Source organism: Pseudonocardia wallangbongensis, from assembly GCF_054486945.1.
In genome coordinates, this window is the sequence record NZ_JBRERS010000001.1 from 263,612 (window position 1) to 279,147 (window position 15,536).

A 15,536-nucleotide genomic window follows, 5' to 3' on the forward strand; every position below is an offset into this window, starting at 1 on the left:
GGTCCGCCCTCAGTGCTCGTGGACGACGACGCCGCGGACGTTCTTGCCGTCGAGCATGTCCTGGTAGCCCTCGTTGACCTGGTCAAGCCGGTAGCGACGGGTGATCAGCTCGTCGAGCTTGAGGTCGCCGGAGCGGTAGAGGCCGAGCAGCCGCGGGACGTCGTGCAGCGGGTTGCAGGCGCCGAAGATCGCGCCCTGCACGCGCCGCTGGTAGCCGATCAGCATGCCGGCCGGGGCCACCACGGACCCGTTGCCGACGGCGGTGATCGTGACCTGCCCGGTCTTGCCGACCACCGCCAATGCGTTCGCGATGACCTCGTCGTGCAGCACGCCGACGGTGATGATCGCGTGGTCGGCGAGCTCGCCCCACGTCGTGTCCACCACGAAGGCATGGGCGGCCTCCGCGTCGCCGAAGGTGTGCGTGGCCCCGAAGACCTTCGCCATGTCCTGCTTGAACGGCACCGGGTCGACGACCACCACGTTCTTCGCACCCGCGTACCGCGCGCCCTGCACGGCGTTGCTGCCCACACCGCCCGCGCCGTAGATGACCACGGTCTGCCCGGCGCGGACCCCCGCCGCGTACACCGCGGAACCCCAGCCCGTCGGCACCCCGCAGCTCACCAGCGCGGCGACGTCGAACGGGATGTCGTCCTGGATCGGGATGCACGAGAACTCCGACACCACGGCCCGCTCGGCGAACGTGCCGAGCACGCACAGCCCGCCGAGGTCCTCACCGTCGAGGTGGAAGCGGAAGGTCCCGTCCGCGAACTCGCCGGTCGCCGCGTTCTTGCCGGCGTCGCACAGGTTCTGCCGCCCGGTCGAGCAGTACCGGCACGACCCGCAGGCCGGGATGAACGAGCAGACCACGTGGTCGCCCACGGCGACCCGCGTCACCCCCTCGCCGACGGCCTCCACCACCCCGGCACCCTCGTGGCCGCCGACCACCGGGAACCGCATCCGGGCATCGCCCTTCTGGATGTGGTCGTCGGAGTGGCACAGCCCGGCGGCGTGGAACCGGACGCGCACCTCGTTGGCGCGCGGGTCGTCGAGCTCGACGTCGGTGATCTCCCACGGCCTGCGGGGCTCCCGGCAGATCGCGGCGCGGGTGGTCATGCTCATGCCTGTCACGATGCCCGGGTGGGCCCCCCGCCTCGACGGGGCTTTCGCAACGCGGAAGCTCAGCCCTGCGCGATCAGCGCAGCGCGGGCACCGGAGCCTGCAGCGACCCGTCGGCGTCCGCCGGCAGGCCCTTCTGGATGCGGCCCAGCACCACCAGCAGGGCCACCATGGCGACCGGGAAGAACGCGAACACGAAGAAGGTGCCGCGGGCGTCGACGCCGTGGTCCATGACGAACCCGGCCAGCCACGGCCCGAGCATCGCGCCGAACTTCGCCATCGACGTCGCCCAGCCCGCACCGTTGGCGCGGATCGCGGGCCGGTAGAAGATCCCGCAGATCGAGATGATGCCGCCGTGCCCGCCGATCACGAACACATGGGCCAGGATGATCACGGCGACGTAGGTGACCGCGTTCAGCGGGACGAGCCCGATCACCATGAGGCAGGGCACCGCCAGCAGCGGCATCCACGCGATGGTGCCGGCGCCGCGGTGGTCGATGAACCGCCCGATGAGCAGCTGCCCGGCAGCCCCGGCCACGGCCGTCCAGGCGGCGAGGGTGGCCGCCGCGGACACGCTGAACCCGATCCGCTCGTTGAGGATCGGCCCCCAGAACGCCAGGTAGAACACGATCGCCGACGAGCACATGTAGGCCACCCACACCAGCGGGGTGATCAGCGCCAGCCGGCCGCCGCGGAACAGGTCGGCCGGCCGGAACGAGGTGCGGTCGCGACCGCCGGTTCCGGCGACGAACCGGGCGCCGTCCGGCAGCGTGACGTCCGGCAGCGCGCGCCGCAGGATCGCGGCGATGCGGTGCTGGCGCAGGTCCCGCTGGGCCAGGAACTTGACCGACTCCGGGAGGAACAGGATCACCGGGACGGCGGCCAGGAGCGACGCGATGCCACCGGCGACGAACACCGCCTCCCACCCGAACCGCGGGATGAGCGCGTTGGAGATCGGTCCACCCGACGCGCTGCCGAGGCTGTAGCCGATCATCGTGATCACGACCGACGTCGAGCGCAGCCGCGCCGGAGCGAACTCCGTGACCACCGCCCACACCAGCGGCAGCGCCCCGCCGAGGAACACACCGGTCGCGAACCGCAGCACCACCAGCTGCGCGTAGTCCTGCGCGACGGCGAAGAGCAGCATGAACACGCCGAAACCGACCGTCGAGACGACGATCGCGGGCTTGCGGCCGACGCGGTCGCCGACGTAGCCCATCGCGATGCCGCCGAGCAGCGTGCCCACCACTCCGACCGTGCCCAGCGTGCCGAGCTGGGTGTTGCTGAGGGCGAAGCCCTCCTGGATGTAGCGGCCCGCGAAGGAGATGATCTGCAGGTCGAAGCCGTCCAGGAACGTCACGGCCCACGACACCGCGAACAGCAGCATCCAGAAGCGGCCGACCTTCTGGTCCTCGATCAGCGGTACGACGTCGACGACGGGGCCGTCGTCGGGTCGGGCATCGCGTGCATCGACCGGTTCGGTCATGGCACACCCCCTCGTGCGCTCGGGTCCGCGATGACGCTAGGAACCCAGCCCCCATCGACGGAAATCACGAGTTGACATGCAAACCATCAATTCGGTCTATGGTTCCGGTTCGCTCTCGCAGTGTCGGGACGAGACGCTCTCCAAGTCCGTCCCGGTGGTCGTGGCCGGCACCCGGGTTGCGCCGGTCTCGGGGGGTGGCCTCCACGATCGCCTTGATCAGCAGGATCGGGACATGAACTGCACCCATGCAGCTCATGTCCCGATCGTGCCGATCAGGGCGATCGCGTCGTGGGATGCATTCCCGGGGACGTGCGTGTCCGGGTGACGCCGGAGTGGTCTGCCGGGGGCCTCCAGTGGCGCCGCGCATCGTGCGGGGGCCGCCCCTCGCCCCTGCTGCCCCTACAGCATCCTGCGCGGGCAGGCCGGGGCCTGCCCGGTGGGCGCGCGGCGCCACCGGAGGCGGCCTCTTCGTGATCAGCTGTGGCGCAGCGCCCTCGGGTGGGCGCTGCGGCGAATCTCGGACCGATCATGACGCGTTGATCGCTGCGAGATCCCGCCCAGCGCCCTCCCGAGGACGGTCGCAAACATGTGATCAATGGGAAGCGCTATCCGAACCCACCAGGTCGGCCGGCGGCAATTGGGCAACGCCCTCTGGGTGCGGTTCATGTGCCGATCCTGCTGATCACGGCCACCACGGGGCATTTCGGAGGGGGGCGCGCCGTGCCCGGCCGGCCGCTTCCTGCCCCGTCCCGCCGCCTGCCGCGCGCGTTCGCTCCGCTTCTCAGATCACGCTCCCAGCGAGGGCCGGTCCCGTACGCAGGCTCGCTAGCATCACCGATGTGCATCTACCTCGCCGTGCACCGCGATGTGCCCAGTGCAGCGCCGACGAGATCCCGACGTTCGAAGTTCCGGCAGACGCCGAGCCGATCACGCCCGAGATGGTCGATCGCGCCCTGGACGAGTAGCACCCGACCTGCTGTCAGTTCTTCGGCGGGCCGTCGTCCGCCGCCGCCCGCACCACCATCGACCGGAACCAGGTGTGGGCGTCGTCCTCGTCGTTCTTCGCGTGCCACCACAGCGTCTCGACGATCGGCGGCGGGTCGCCGGGGCACTCGAGCACCCGCAGGTCGGGCCGGTCGGAGAACCGCATGGCGAGCCGCCGCTGCATCACCGCGACCCGGTCGGTGTGGGCCACGAAGTACGGGGTGGCCTGGTAGCTGTCCACCCGGACGGCCACCTGCGGGCGCGTGGTCAACCGGCCGAACAGCGGCCCGAGCGGCGACGTGGGCGGGTACTCGCCGTCCGGGTGGTGCGGCACCACCCACGGCAGGCGTTCGAGGTCGGTCAGCTCCAGGCGGTCGCCCACCGGGTTGTCCGCCGCGACGACGCAGACCCAGCGGTCCCGGAACAGCTCCAGGCCCCGGATCCCCGTGACCTGGAACCTCGGCATCGGCACCGAGACGATGCCGTCGATCACGCGCAGCGTCTCGAGGAGGTCGGCCGGCATCGCCTCCTGGACGACCTTGACGTGCAGCCGGGTGCGGGCCGCCGCCTCGTGCATCGCCCGGGAGAGCCCCTCACCGATCGCGGCCAGCACGTAGTCCGGCATCAGAACGACGAACTCGCGCTCGGAGTCCTCCGGCCGGAACGCGGGGTCGGTGGAGAAGAGCCGCTCGACGCCGGCGCACACGGTCTCGATCTGGGTGGCGAGCTGCGCGCCGAGCGGGGTGAGCACGAAGCCGCCGCGGGTGCGTTCGAGCAGCTCGTCACCGAAGTGCCGGCGCAGCCGCCCGAGCGCCGCGCTCGCCGCGGGCTGCGTGATCCCGACCTGTCGTGCCGCGCGCGTGACGTTCCGCTCCCGCAGCAGCTCCCGCAGGATCACCAGGAGGTTCAGGTCGAGGTTCGCCAGCGACGTCGCTCGCCTCACCACCCGCCCAGTATGGAGGGGGTCAGGAGCTCCCGCACCGCGACGATCGTCTCGGCGGGGCGTTCCTCGGCCACGTAGTGCCCGCACTCCAGCTCCTGACCGATGGCGGAGGGCGCCCAGGCCCGCCAGGTCGGCATGACGTCGGGCTCGCGGGCGACCGGGCCGCCGGTCCCCCACAGCACCAGCGTCGGGCAGACGATCGTGCGCCGCCCGCGGTCGGCCTCGTCGTCGGCGACGTCGACCGTGGCACCCGCCCGGTAGTCCTGGCACATCGCGTGGATCACCTCGGGCCGCGCCCACGCCTCGCGGTAGGCGGCGAGCGCGTCCGGGGCGAACGGGGTGGCGCCGCGCAGGAAGAACGCCTCCGGGTCGGCGGCGATGAGCCGTTCCGGCAGGTCGCCGGGCTGGGCGAGGAAGAACCAGTGCCACGCGCCCCGGGCGAACGTGGCATCGACCCGGGCGAAGACGTCGGCCGTCGGCAGGATGTCGAGCAGACCGAGCGCGGTGACGACGTCCGGGTGGTCCAGCGCCAGCCGGTAGGCGCACCGGGCGCCCCGGTCGTGCCCGACCACCGCGAACCGGTCGAACCCGAGCTCGTTCATGGCGGCCACGATCACGGCGGCCATCGCACGCTTCCCGAACGCCTCGACGGGGGCGCCCGGCGTCGCCACGCTGTCGCCGTACCCGGGAAGATCGGCGAGCACCACCGTGTGGTCCCGGGCCAGTTCGGGCGCGACGAGGTGCCACATCGCCGACGTCTGCGGGTAGCCGTGCAGCAGCACCACCGGCGGCCCGGTGCCGGCGGTGCGCACCCGGATCCGCGTACCTCCGGGCGTCGCGACGTCGGTGGCCGCGAATCCGTCGAGCATCAGCCGAACGTGTACCAGTCGGCGGCGTTGCCCCCCAGCACGCGCTCCCGCTCCTCGTCCGAGAGCGCCGCGAGCAGCCGCTCGCCGCCCGTCCCGTGGTCGTGCGGGTGGTCGCTCGCGTACAGCAGCATCGAACCGGCGTCGAGCAGGTCGAGGGCCTCCCGCACCTGGACGGCGTCACGGGGCAGCTGCGCGGGCGCCGTGGTGAGCCGCAGGTGCCGCCGCGCGGTCTCCGACGGCTTCGCGTCCAGCCACGGCACCTCGCGCCACACGCCCTTCCAGTCCTTGTCGAACCGCCACAGCAGGGTGGGCAGCCACGAGAAGCCGCACTCCAGGAGCGTGACGCGCAGATCGGGCAGCTGCGCGAACACACCCTCGGTGATGAGGCTCGTGACCTGGCCCTGCACGATGATCTGCGAGTTGGCGAGGTAGTCCTCGAGGTAGGTGTGGGTCATCCCGCTGGACGTCGGGGCGTTGCCGATCCGGCCCCACGCGTGCAGCCCGGCGACGAGGCCCCGCTCGGCCGCGGCCCGCAGCAGCGGTCGGTGGCGCACGTTGCCCCACGGCGCGTCGCCGCGCACCGGCAGCAGCACCTGCACGATCCGCGGGTGGTCACCGATCCGCTCGATCTCGGCGACGGCCGCGGCGGTGTCGAGCGTCGGCACCACCATGCTCGCCCGCAGCCGGTCGTCGCGCTCCAGCCACTCCGCCACCAGCCAGTCGTTCACCGCCCTGCACAGCGCCGCCTCGTAGTACGGGTTGCGGTTGCAGTGGAACGACGTGGTGCAGTTCAGCACGGCCAGCTGCGGCCCTCGCACGTCGAGGAACCCTTCGCGCAGCTGCTCCACCGACGTCGCCGCGGGCGGGCCGCTGGTCGGGGCCGCGGGCGGGTAGGCCCCGCCCTGCGTCGGCGACAGCGAGATGCCGCCCTCGGTGAGGTAGCCGCGCCAGTACGGGTCGAGGTGGGGCGAGAGGTCGGACAACGTCTTGGGCGAGCAGTGGACGTCGGTGTCGATCACCGTTGTGCCGATCATCGCGGTCTGCACGGCGGTCATGCCGCCACCTCCCGCTCCGGCAGCCCGTAGAGCCGGCAGGCGTTGGTGCCCATGATGTCGCGCCGCGCGGCTGCCGGGAACAGCCTCGGCGCCTGCTGGGGCGAGTCGAAGTCCCAGTGCGGGTAGTCGGAGGCGAACATGATCCGGTCGTTCATCCCGATGTGCCGCAGCGCGATCTCGAGGTGCTTCGGGTCGTCGGGTTCCTCGACCGGCTGGGTCGTGAACCACACGTGCTCGCGGATGTACTCCGACGGGGGCCGCGTGAGGTGCGGGACGTCCTCGCGCAGCCGCGGCCACGCCTCGTCGAGCGCCCACATCAGCGGGCCCGCCCACGCGATCCCGCCCTCGACGCACACCACCTGCAGCGTCGGGAACTCGGTGAACACCCCCTCGCAGAGCATGCTCGTCAGCAACGAGGCCATCGTGTTGCCGTTCCAGACGTGCTCTTCGAGGTAGAACGACGGCCAGCCGGCGCCGCGGTGCTGCTCCAGCCCACCGGTGTGGGCGGCGATCGGCAGCTTGGCGTCGGCGGCGGCCCGGTAGATCGGCCAGTAGCGGCGGACCCCGAAGCCGGACTCGCCGCCCGTCGACAGCAGCACCTGGACGAAGCGCGGGTCGTCGGCGCGCTTGGCGATCTCCTCGGCCGCGAGGTCGGGCGACTCGTGCGGGATGGCGATGGAGCTGCGCAGCCGCTGCTCCCGGTCGAGCCACTCCTGCGCGATCCAGTCGTTCAGCGCCCCGCAGAGCGCGGCCGAGTACGAGGACTGCTCGACGCCCCAGCTGTGGCCCTGCAACGGGATCAGGACACCGTGGTCGATGTCGAACTCGTCGAGCAGCTGGTCGCGCGTCATCTGCAGGTCGCTGCCCGGGAAGCCGCCCTCGGGCCAGGAGTCGAGCCGGAACCCGGAGTTGCGCACCCGCGGGTAGATCTCCGGCGGTCCCGGCACGCGGCTGCCGAACATCTCGAAGCGCCTGCGGTGCTGCGCCGACAGCCGCGGGACGATGTCGCGGGCCAGCGCGTGGGGATGGATGTCGGTGTCCACGATCGTGTGGTCGGTCCGCCGGCCGGCGGACCGTTCCCTGGGCAGCGTGCTCGTCATCCCGCACCTCCGGCAGCTCGTACGCCCGGCACCGCTGCCGGGCGGGGGGTGGTCTCGACCACGACGTAGGCGTCCTCGACGTGCACCGGGAACGTGTCGGCGACGTACGGCCCGGGCATCCGCCCGCCCCGGGGCTCGGCCGGCGGCTCCTCCGACTCGAGCGACACCTCGTACGTGCGGACCGGCGCCTCCCCGGGGCCGAGGAAGGACTGCCCGGTGGCGAGGTCGTACTCCCACCCGTGCCACGGGCAGGCGAGCAGCGCGTCGTCCTCGGCGAGCACGAACTCACCGGGCCCGGTGGAGCTCACCCACGGTTTCGTACGCCCGAGGCAGAGCGGTCCACCCTGGTGGGGGCAGTGGTTGTTGATGGCGTAGAACCGGTCCCCCACCCGGAACACGCCGATCGACCGACGCCCCGCCTGAACGATGCGCCGCTCACCCGGCGGGAACTCGTCGAGTCGACACACCACGATCCGCATGCATCGACGGTAGGAAGCGCCCACGGGGTACCGGAAACAGATAGTCGGGATGGATGGCATCAACCGCATCTATGCGGCGTCGCCCGGGTGCGCCTCCGGTACAGCTCCGCGAGGAGGCCGACCACGTCCACCGCGGCCGGATGCGGGTCGTCGCGCCACCAGACGAGCCGCACCGGCACGGGTGGCGCGTCGCGCAGGCGCCGGAAGACGACGCCCTGGCGGCGGTACTGGGTGAGGGTGCTCTCGGCGGTGACGCCGACGCAGCGGCCGCTGGCGATGACGGCGAGCCAGTCGTCGACGTCGTGGACCTCCTCCACCTGCGGGCGCGCGCCGGGGGCCCAGAGGTCCACGGTGGTGGTGCCGGTGCGCGGATCGACCGCGAGGATGCGGGCGCCCAGGTCGGCGAGGCGCAGCCGGCGACGGCGGGCGAGGCGGTCGTCCGCGGCGAGGGCGCAGTAGCGGGCCTCCAGCCCGACGACCGCGCTGTCGAACCGGCCGGTGTCGAGCCGATCCGGGCCGGACGAGGCGCGCACCACCGCGATGTCGCAGGCGCCTTCGGCGAGGCCTCCGGTCGGGGAGTTGGTGCGCACCAGGTGCAGGGAGACGTCGGGGTGCGCGACGGCCCAGCGCCGTTGCAGCTCGACGGTGTGCTCGCCGAGGGCCGCCCAGGCGTGCCCGAGCCGGAGCAGCGGGTGCCCGCTGCGCGCCTCCCGGGAGAGGTCGTCGACCTCGGCGAGCACCCGGCGTGCCCGGGCCAGGACCCGCTCCCCCGCTGCGGTGAGCACGACCTCGCGGCTGGTGCGCCGCAGCACCCGCGCCCCGAGCGCGTCCTCCAGCGCCGCGAGGGCGCGGGACACGGACGGCTGCGTGACGCCCAGCGTCGCGGCGGCGCCGGTGAACCCGCCCGCGTCGACGATCGCGACGAGGCAGCGGAGGTGCCGCAGCTCCACGTCCATACGCTCAGCGTATCGAGGGATCGTAGGATGCATTTTGCGAATGTTCGACCGGCGCGCATGCTGGCCACGTGGACACCGACATCCGGTCGCCGCGGGAGGCGCCGACCAGGAGCCGCGCCGCGGGCATCGCGCTCATGCTGTCCAGCAGCCTCGGGAGCCAGAGTGGGGCCGCCCTCGGCGCGCTCGCGTTCGACGTCATCGGACCGGTCGGGGTGGTGGCGGTGCGACAGTGGGTGGCCGCGGTGGTGCTGCTCGCCGTCGGACGGCCGCGGCTGCGCTCGTTCACGCGGCGGCAGTGGTATCCCGTGCTCGGGCTCGCCGCGGTGTTCGCCGTCATGAACGTGTCGCTGTACGCGGCCATCGACCGCATCGGGCTCGGGCTCGCGGTCACGTTGGAGTTCCTCGGCCCGCTCGCCGTCGCGCTGGCCGGCGCCCGCCGCCACGCGCTGGGCTGCGTGGTGCTCGCCGCCGCCGGGGTCGTCGTCCTCACCAGGCCGCAGCCGTCCAGCGACTACGTCGGCATCGGCCTCGCGCTGCTCGCAGCCTTCTGCTGGGCCGGCTACATCCTGCTGAACCGCACCGTGGGCACGCGGGCGCCCGGCCTCCAGGGCTCGGCCGCAGCCGGAGCCGTGTCGGGCCTCGTGTACGTGCCGATCGGGATCGCCGTGCTCCTCGCGTATCCGCCGACCCCGGCCGCGCTCGCCTGCGCCGCGGCCGCGGGCCTGCTGTCGTCGGCCGTGCCGTTCCTCGCCGACCTGCTGGCGCTGCGCCGGGTCCCGCCCCACTTCTTCGGGCTCTTCATGAGCGTCAGCCCCGTGTTCGCCGCCGCCATCGGCGCCGTCGTGCTCGGCGAGGCGCCCGCCGCGCTGGACTGGCTCGGCATCGGCCTCGTCGTCACCGCGAACACCGGCGCGGTGCTCCTCGCCGCCCGCCCCCGCTGACGGGCGGGTCAGAGGCGCAGCCCCGCGTCCGCGGGCCGCACGTGCGGACCCGCGGCGTCCGTGACCCCGATGTCGACGGTCGGCACCGCATCGACCGCCGCCTCGTCGACCTCGACGCCGATGCCGGGCCGCTCCCCCAGCACGAACTCGCCGTCGCGCACCTCGACGTCGGTGTGCAGGCCGAACGGGTCGGAGAGGTCCTGCAGCTCGCAGGCGACGTGGTTGGGCACGGCAGCGGCCGCGTGCGGTGCGTGATCCCCCACCAGCAGTAGAGCGCGTTCAGGATGCGACGGTCGCGCCCAACCGCGCGAACAGCACCATGGAGGCGCTGTTCGTCGCGCTTCAGACCCCTACCGACGTCAGCGCCTCGTACACGAACTGTTTGGCCACCGGGACCTCCGCCTCCGTCACGTGCTCGATGATCACCGGCATGTTCGGGTGCTGGGCGGCCAGGAGCTGCAGGTAGAGCGGGTAGTTCAGCGCGCCCTGGCCGGGGCCGTGCAGCTCCATCGCCCCGACGCCGCGGAACGAGAGGTACTCGGCGGCGCCGGTGTCGGCGTGCTTCTCCTCCGTGTTCGTGGCGCGGGCGACGTCCTTCGCGTGCGCGATCCTGATGTAGGGGCCGAGCTCGGCGAACATGCGGCGCAGCACGCCGTCCATGTCGTCGATGTTGTGGTCCTCGTAGTAGTTGGTCGGGTCCATGACCAGGCCGAGGCTGGGGCTGTCGATGTCGCGGAACAGCCGCAGCGTGGCATCGATCGTGCCGATCACGTTGTTGACGTAGGTCTCCACGCAGAACACGGCGTCGTGCTTGGCGGCCTCCTCCACCAGCCCGCCGATCACGTCGACGCACTCCGCGTAACCGGCCTCGGTGAGGTTGCGGGGGTCAGGCGCCCAGTCGCTCTCGACGTTGTACGTGCCGGTCTCGCTGATCACGTACGGGGTGCCGAGGTTGCGGCCGTTGCGGATGAGCGCGCGCAGCCGGTTCAGCCGCACCTGCCGCTCCTCCGGGTCGGGGTGGATGATGTTGGTGTAGCCGGACACCGAGACGATCGGCAGGTCGTGGTGGCGGTAGGTGTCGCGGATCTCCTTGCACTCGGCCTCGGTGAGGCCCTGCTCGGTGAACCGCGGGTCGGTGAAGTCCAGGTCGAACTGGACGCAGCCGAAGCCGTGCGCGCGGGCGCGGCGGGCCGCCTCGTCCAGGTCGTGCTGGTAGATGCCGGAGAAGATGCCGACGGGCAACATGGGCCACTCCCTTGTGGTCAGAGGATTTCGTTGAGGGGGATCGCGCGGCGCTCGTCGATCGACCGGTACGCGGCCTCGACCAGTGCCATCGTCTTCAGGTTGTCCCGCGCGGGGAGCGCGGGCGGCTCGCCGGTGGCGAGGGCGTGCTGCAGCTGCTCCATGACGCCCGCGAAGGCGTCCGGGAACCAGCACGTGGTCCAGGTGGGCTCCACCCACCCGTCGGTCGACTCGCTGGAGTACCGCAGGGTCGACGGGCTGCCGTCGGGGAAGTCCGGCCAGCCGAGCGTGCCGGTGGCGAGGCCGCGCGTGCCCTCCACGCGCCAGCGGATCGCCACGTCGCCCGCGACCCCTTCCTGCACGGGACCGCCCCAGACGTCTTCGAACGAGACCGCGAGCACGCCGTTCGGGAACCGCAGCGTGGAGGCGACGATCCCGTCGACGTGGTCGAACGCGGTGCGCGGGTCGGGCCGCGCCGCGGTGTAGACGTCCTCCGGGTCGCCGAACAGGAACCGGAGCGCGTCGAGGTGGTGCACGCTCATGTTGGCGATCGTCAGCCGGTCGTAGCCGCGCAGGAACTCCTGCCAGTGCGGCACGGCGCGCATGTCCACGGTGGCCGTGACGACGTCGCCGAGCTCGCCGCGGTCGATCAGCTGCTTGAGCACCCGGATCGACTGGTCGTAGCGCATGTTCTGGTTGACCGACATGACCTTGCCGGCCGCCTCGACCTCGTCGACGAGCGCGGTGGCCGCCGCCAGGTCCAGCGCGAGCGGTTTCTGCGCGAGGATCCCGCGCACGTGGTCGTGTCGAAGGGCCGCGCGGATGACGTCGGGCTGCAGGTGCGGCGGGTACGCGACGTCGAGGATCTGCACGGCCGGGTCGGCGAGCAGCTCCTCGACGGTGTCGTACACCGCCGGGATCTCCCGGCGCTTCGCGACGGCTTCGGCGTTCGCCCTCGTCCGCGACGTGATCGCGCGGACGGGGAAGCCGGCGCGGGCGTACGCGTCGAGCTGGACGTCGGCCATGATGAAGCCTGCGCCGACCGCCCCGATGCCGAACTCCCGGCAGCGCACGGGCTGGTCCGGGAGCAGGTCCTCGTTCACAGCTCCCCCACCCGGAACGTCGTCTCGTAGCGGCGCTCCTCGCCCGGCTCGAGGAAGGTCATCGACCCGTCCTCGCGGGCGGCGACCTCGCCCTGCACGTGGTGGGTGGACGGCTCGAAGCCCACGGCGTAGGCGCCCTCGCGCAGGTGCAGCCACTGGAAGAAGGCCGGGAACTGCGCGGTGTCGTACTCCAGCTCGAAGAACACGCCGAGCCGTTCGTTCACCAGCCGCGGCGCCACCTTGCCGGCCGCGTCGGGCTTCAGCGCGTGCTCGTAGACCTGCTCGACGAACCCCTTCTGCGGAGCGGGCATCTCGGTGTTCGACCCGCCCTGCTCGGCGACGCTGTCGCTCTGCCAGAGCGTGCCCTGGAGCGGCAGCTCGTAGCGGGCGCCCTCGTCGAGGAAGGGCCAGCCGATGTTGATGTGGTAGAGGTACATGTGCGGCGTGGGGTCGAACCCGGCGTTGCGCACCGTGTCGACCAGCCGGATCTCGGTGCCGCCGAGATCGGCCTCGATGCGCCGGTGCAGGCGCAGGTGCTCGCCGAAGATCGCGGCCTGGCGCACCTCGCCCTCGGCCCACAGCACGCAGGTGTGCTCGTCGTCCCAGCGCTCGCCGTAGCCGGAAAGCCGGGCGGGGATGTTGCCGACGCGCCCGTGCAGGCCGTTCGACACGGTCTCCCGCGGCGGGTAGCGGTACTGGGACGCGTCCACCTCGGCGCCGAACAGCGTGTGGTCCAGCCCGGCGGTGAGCAGCAGCCCGGAGAAGCTGCGCATGATCGACAAGCCGTCGTCGTCGCGGTACTCGTGCAGTCCGGGGTGGCGGAACCCGGTGGCCGAGCGCCAGCCGAAGCCGTTGCCGCGGAACTCGGCGGTGCCGAGGTCCATCGCGCGGTCGACCAGCACGTCGAACGCGAGCCCGCCGCCGGTGCGGAACTCCAGCGCCCGGATCCCGCGCTCGGCGCCGTCGTCGAGCACCACGGCGCGCACCCCGCCCGCCGCGCTGACGTCCCCGGCGCGCCGGGCCAGTTCGGTCCGATCGAGCTTCACGCCATCACCCACCCTCCGTTGACCTCGATGCACTGCCCGGTGACGAACGAGGAGTCCGGGCCGACGAGGAACGCCACCACCGCGGCGAGCTCCTCGGGGCGGCCACGTCGCTTGAGCGCCTGGCGGTCCAGCACGAACCGCCGGTACTCCTCCGGGTTGTCGTGGATCTCCTCCGCGGCGGTCGGGAACGCTCCCGGCGAGACGCAGTTGACGCGCACGCCGTGCGGGCCGAGCTCGCGCGCGAGCGCCCGGGTGAACGCGGTGGCGGCGCCCTTGGTGGAGACGTAGGCGGCGAGGTCGGCCCAGCCGCCGTGCATGGTGATCGAGGCGATGTTGACGATCGCCCCCTCCCCAGCGCCGACCATCCGCCGCGCGGTGGCCTGCGCCGCCACCCAGTAGGCGCGCTGGTTGACCGCCACGACCCGTTCGTACTCGGCGAGCGGCACCTCGAGGAACGGCCGGCTGGGGTAGACCGCGGCGTTGTTGACGAGCGCACCCAGGGGCCCGAGCTCGGCGGCCGTGCGCTCGACGGCCCGCTCGATCGCGGCGGCGTCCTGCAGGTCCACCTGCAGCTGCAGGGCCTGCGCGCCCGCCTTGCCGACGTCCTCCGCCGTGCGTTCCAGGCCTTCCTCGTCGACGTCGAGCACGGCGACGTCGAACCCGTCGGCCGCCAGGCGGGTGGCGGTGGCCCGGCCGAGCGCGCCGGCGGCCCCGGTGACGAGCGCGGCGGTCACGAGCGGCCGCCGTAGGACAACGAACGGTTCATCGGCGAACCCTCCCTCGAAGATCGCGCAGCTCCGGGTTTGACACTCCGACCGGCGGCTGCATAGCGTGGATGTTAGCGCTATCGGTAGCGCTAACACCATAGGAGAATGCATGAGCGACGCGGCTCGACAGCGCTGGGTGCCGGTCTCGGCGAGCGCCATGGGCACCGTGATCGAGTGGTACGACTTCTTCCTGTACTCCTCGGCCGCGGTCCTGGTGTTCAACACGCAGTTCTTCGGCGATGTCAGCCCGGTCGTCGGCACGATGATCGCCTTCGCCACCTACACCGTCGGCTTCGTCGTGCGCCCGCTCGGCGGCATCGTCTTCGGCAGCCTCGGCGACCGGATCGGCCGCAAGCCCGTGCTGCTCACGACGGTGCTGATGATGGGCCTCTCGACGATCGCGATCGGCCTGGTGCCGAACTTCGACGCGATCGGCTACTGGGCACCTGCGCTGCTGATCCTGCTGCGGGTGGTGCAGGGCTTCGGCGCAGGCGCCGAGTACGGCGGCGCCGTCGTGGTGGCGGGCGAGTCCGGGCGCACCCGCCGGGGACTGTTCTCCAGCATCCCGGGAGCGGCCGTCGACGTGGCGATGCTGCTCGCCACGGGCGTCTTCGCGCTCTTCGCGCTGCTGCCCCGCGACCAGTTCGACACCTGGGGCTGGCGCGTGCCCTTCCTGCTCAGCGTCGTCGGGCTCGGGCTCGCCGTCTTCATCCGCATGCGCATGCCCGAGACCGAGGAGTTCGAGAAGGAGGTCCGCCGCCGCAAGGAGCACTCACCGTTCCGCGAGCTGTGGACCTCCCACAAGCGCAGGCTGCTGATCGCCGCCGGCGTCAACTTCGGCGGCAACCTCGCCTACGTCTTCCAGACGTTCGCGCTCGCCTACTCGATCAACAACCTGGGCTACCCGCCGGTCGTCTCGCTGCTCGGCGTCGTCGTCTCCGGCGTGGTCGGAGCGGCCGCCACCGTGGCGTGGGGCGCGCTGTCGGACCGGGTGGGCCGCCGGCCGGTCATGATCGGCGGGGCGCTCTTCCTGATCGCGTTCATGTACCCGTTCTTCACGCTGATCGAGCTCGGCGTCGGGATGCTCTACATCGCCGTGGTGGTGGCACACGTCGCCGACCGCGCGATCTTCGGTGTGCAGGCGTCGTTCTACACCGAGCTGTTCCCACCCCGGGTCCGGTTCTCGGGCATCGCGACAGCCCGGGAGGTCACCGGAGCGCTCATCGGCGGCCCGCTCCCGCTGGTCGCCACGGCGCTCGTCGTGCTGGCGGGCGGTAGCACCTGGCCCGTCGCGCTCCTCGTGATCGGCCTCGCCGGGATCTCGGCGCTCTCGGTCTGGCTCGCACCCGAGACCAACCCGGATGTCAACCCGGATGTCAACCCGGACGCCGCCGGCCGCGCCGCGCGCCGGTCCGCCCCGACCTCCGTCTGACGCAAGGAGTTCTCCAG

General features: G+C 72.2%; 15 protein-coding genes. 2 read left to right on the plus strand and 13 right to left on the minus strand.

The window, feature by feature from the left end; all coding sequences use genetic code 11:
• Window positions 1–9 precede the first annotated feature (9 nt).
• From ACU436_RS01290 to ACU436_RS01325, 8 genes are all read right to left on the minus strand, one after another.
• On the minus strand, window positions 10–1,119 hold the full coding sequence (locus ACU436_RS01290) for an NDMA-dependent alcohol dehydrogenase (RefSeq protein WP_459020752.1): 1,110 nt from the start codon (window positions 1,117–1,119) through the stop codon (window positions 10–12).
• Between the two features lie 73 nt (window positions 1,120–1,192).
• A complete protein-coding gene (locus tag ACU436_RS01295; protein WP_459020753.1) occupies window positions 1,193–2,602 on the minus strand; it encodes an MFS transporter in 1,410 nt (469 codons plus the stop codon).
• 979 nt (window positions 2,603–3,581) lie between these two features.
• A complete protein-coding gene (locus tag ACU436_RS01300; RefSeq protein ID WP_459020754.1) occupies window positions 3,582–4,532 on the minus strand; it encodes a LysR family transcriptional regulator in 951 nt (316 codons plus the stop codon).
• Window positions 4,526–5,398 (minus strand): alpha/beta fold hydrolase, encoded by an 873-nt coding sequence (locus tag ACU436_RS01305; protein ID WP_459020755.1) that lies wholly within the window; start codon window positions 5,396–5,398, stop codon window positions 4,526–4,528. The genes ACU436_RS01300 and ACU436_RS01305 overlap by 7 nt, the downstream gene beginning before the upstream one ends.
• Window positions 5,398–6,453, minus strand: coding sequence for an amidohydrolase family protein (locus ACU436_RS01310; RefSeq protein ID WP_459020756.1), 1,056 nt, complete (start codon window positions 6,451–6,453; stop codon window positions 5,398–5,400). Before ACU436_RS01310 ends, ACU436_RS01305 begins: the two co-directional genes overlap by 1 nt.
• The gene (locus ACU436_RS01315; protein ID WP_459020757.1) at window positions 6,450–7,553 is read right to left on the minus strand and encodes an amidohydrolase family protein; all 1,104 of its coding nucleotides are present in this window, start codon (window positions 7,551–7,553) and stop codon (window positions 6,450–6,452) included. Before ACU436_RS01315 ends, ACU436_RS01310 begins: the two co-directional genes overlap by 4 nt.
• Entirely contained in the window at window positions 7,550–8,032 is a 483-nt protein-coding gene (locus ACU436_RS01320; protein WP_459020758.1) for a Rieske (2Fe-2S) protein, read from the minus strand. Before ACU436_RS01320 ends, ACU436_RS01315 begins: the two co-directional genes overlap by 4 nt.
• Before the next feature lie 59 nt (window positions 8,033–8,091).
• Entirely contained in the window at window positions 8,092–8,988 is an 897-nt protein-coding gene (locus ACU436_RS01325; protein ID WP_459020759.1) for a LysR family transcriptional regulator, read from the minus strand.
• Window positions 8,989–9,056: 68 nt separating this feature from the next.
• On the opposite strand from ACU436_RS01325, the gene ACU436_RS01330 reads away from it, so the two are divergent.
• A complete protein-coding gene (locus ACU436_RS01330; protein ID WP_459020760.1) occupies window positions 9,057–9,929 on the plus strand; it encodes an EamA family transporter in 873 nt (290 codons plus the stop codon).
• A gap of 8 nt (window positions 9,930–9,937) precedes the next feature.
• On the opposite strand, the gene ACU436_RS01335 is transcribed toward ACU436_RS01330, so the two are convergent.
• The 5 genes from ACU436_RS01335 to ACU436_RS01355 all read right to left on the minus strand — a co-directional run bounded on the left by ACU436_RS01335 (window position 9,938) and on the right by ACU436_RS01355 (window position 14,054).
• Window positions 9,938–10,192 carry a hypothetical protein gene (locus ACU436_RS01335; protein ID WP_459020761.1) on the minus strand — a complete coding sequence of 85 codons (255 nt, stop codon included), beginning with the start codon at window positions 10,190–10,192 and terminating at the stop codon, window positions 9,938–9,940.
• A gap of 79 nt (window positions 10,193–10,271) precedes the next feature.
• Entirely contained in the window at window positions 10,272–11,174 is a 903-nt protein-coding gene (locus tag ACU436_RS01340; RefSeq protein WP_459020762.1) for a sugar phosphate isomerase/epimerase family protein, read from the minus strand.
• 17 nt (window positions 11,175–11,191) lie between these two features.
• Window positions 11,192–12,274: a Gfo/Idh/MocA family protein gene (locus ACU436_RS01345; RefSeq protein ID WP_459020763.1), complete on the minus strand. Its 1,083-nt coding sequence runs from the start codon at window positions 12,272–12,274 to the stop codon at window positions 11,192–11,194.
• On the minus strand, window positions 12,271–13,320 hold the full coding sequence (locus ACU436_RS01350) for an aldose 1-epimerase family protein (protein ID WP_459020764.1): 1,050 nt from the start codon (window positions 13,318–13,320) through the stop codon (window positions 12,271–12,273). Before ACU436_RS01350 ends, ACU436_RS01345 begins: the two co-directional genes overlap by 4 nt.
• Entirely contained in the window at window positions 13,317–14,054 is a 738-nt protein-coding gene (locus ACU436_RS01355; protein ID WP_459020765.1) for an SDR family NAD(P)-dependent oxidoreductase, read from the minus strand. The genes ACU436_RS01350 and ACU436_RS01355 overlap by 4 nt, the downstream gene beginning before the upstream one ends.
• A gap of 142 nt (window positions 14,055–14,196) precedes the next feature.
• Here ACU436_RS01355 and ACU436_RS01360 point away from each other — a divergent pair, with 142 nt between their 5' ends.
• On the plus strand, window positions 14,197–15,519 hold the full coding sequence (locus tag ACU436_RS01360; protein WP_459020766.1) for an MFS transporter: 1,323 nt from the start codon (window positions 14,197–14,199) through the stop codon (window positions 15,517–15,519).
• Window positions 15,520–15,536 lie beyond the last annotated feature (17 nt).

Bases quoted from the DNA above. Each gene is read 5' to 3' on its own strand.
- ACU436_RS01290 (WP_459020752.1), bottom strand. From the start codon at position 1,119: ATGAGCATGACCACCCGCGCCGCGATCTGCCGGGAGCCCCGCAGGCCG.
- ACU436_RS01295 (WP_459020753.1), bottom strand. From the start codon at position 2,602: ATGACCGAACCGGTCGATGCACGCGATGCCCGACCCGACGACGGCCCC.
- ACU436_RS01305 (WP_459020755.1), bottom strand. From the start codon at position 5,398: ATGCTCGACGGATTCGCGGCCACCGACGTCGCGACGCCCGGAGGTACG.
- ACU436_RS01310 (WP_459020756.1), bottom strand. From the start codon at position 6,453: ATGACCGCCGTGCAGACCGCGATGATCGGCACAACGGTGATCGACACC.
- ACU436_RS01315 (WP_459020757.1), bottom strand. From the start codon at position 7,553: ATGACGAGCACGCTGCCCAGGGAACGGTCCGCCGGCCGGCGGACCGAC.
- ACU436_RS01320 (WP_459020758.1), bottom strand. From the start codon at position 8,032: ATGCGGATCGTGGTGTGTCGACTCGACGAGTTCCCGCCGGGTGAGCGG.
- ACU436_RS01325 (WP_459020759.1), bottom strand. From the start codon at position 8,988: ATGGACGTGGAGCTGCGGCACCTCCGCTGCCTCGTCGCGATCGTCGAC.
- ACU436_RS01340 (WP_459020762.1), bottom strand. From the start codon at position 11,174: ATGTTGCCCGTCGGCATCTTCTCCGGCATCTACCAGCACGACCTGGAC.
- ACU436_RS01360 (WP_459020766.1), top strand. From the start codon at position 14,197: ATGAGCGACGCGGCTCGACAGCGCTGGGTGCCGGTCTCGGCGAGCGCC.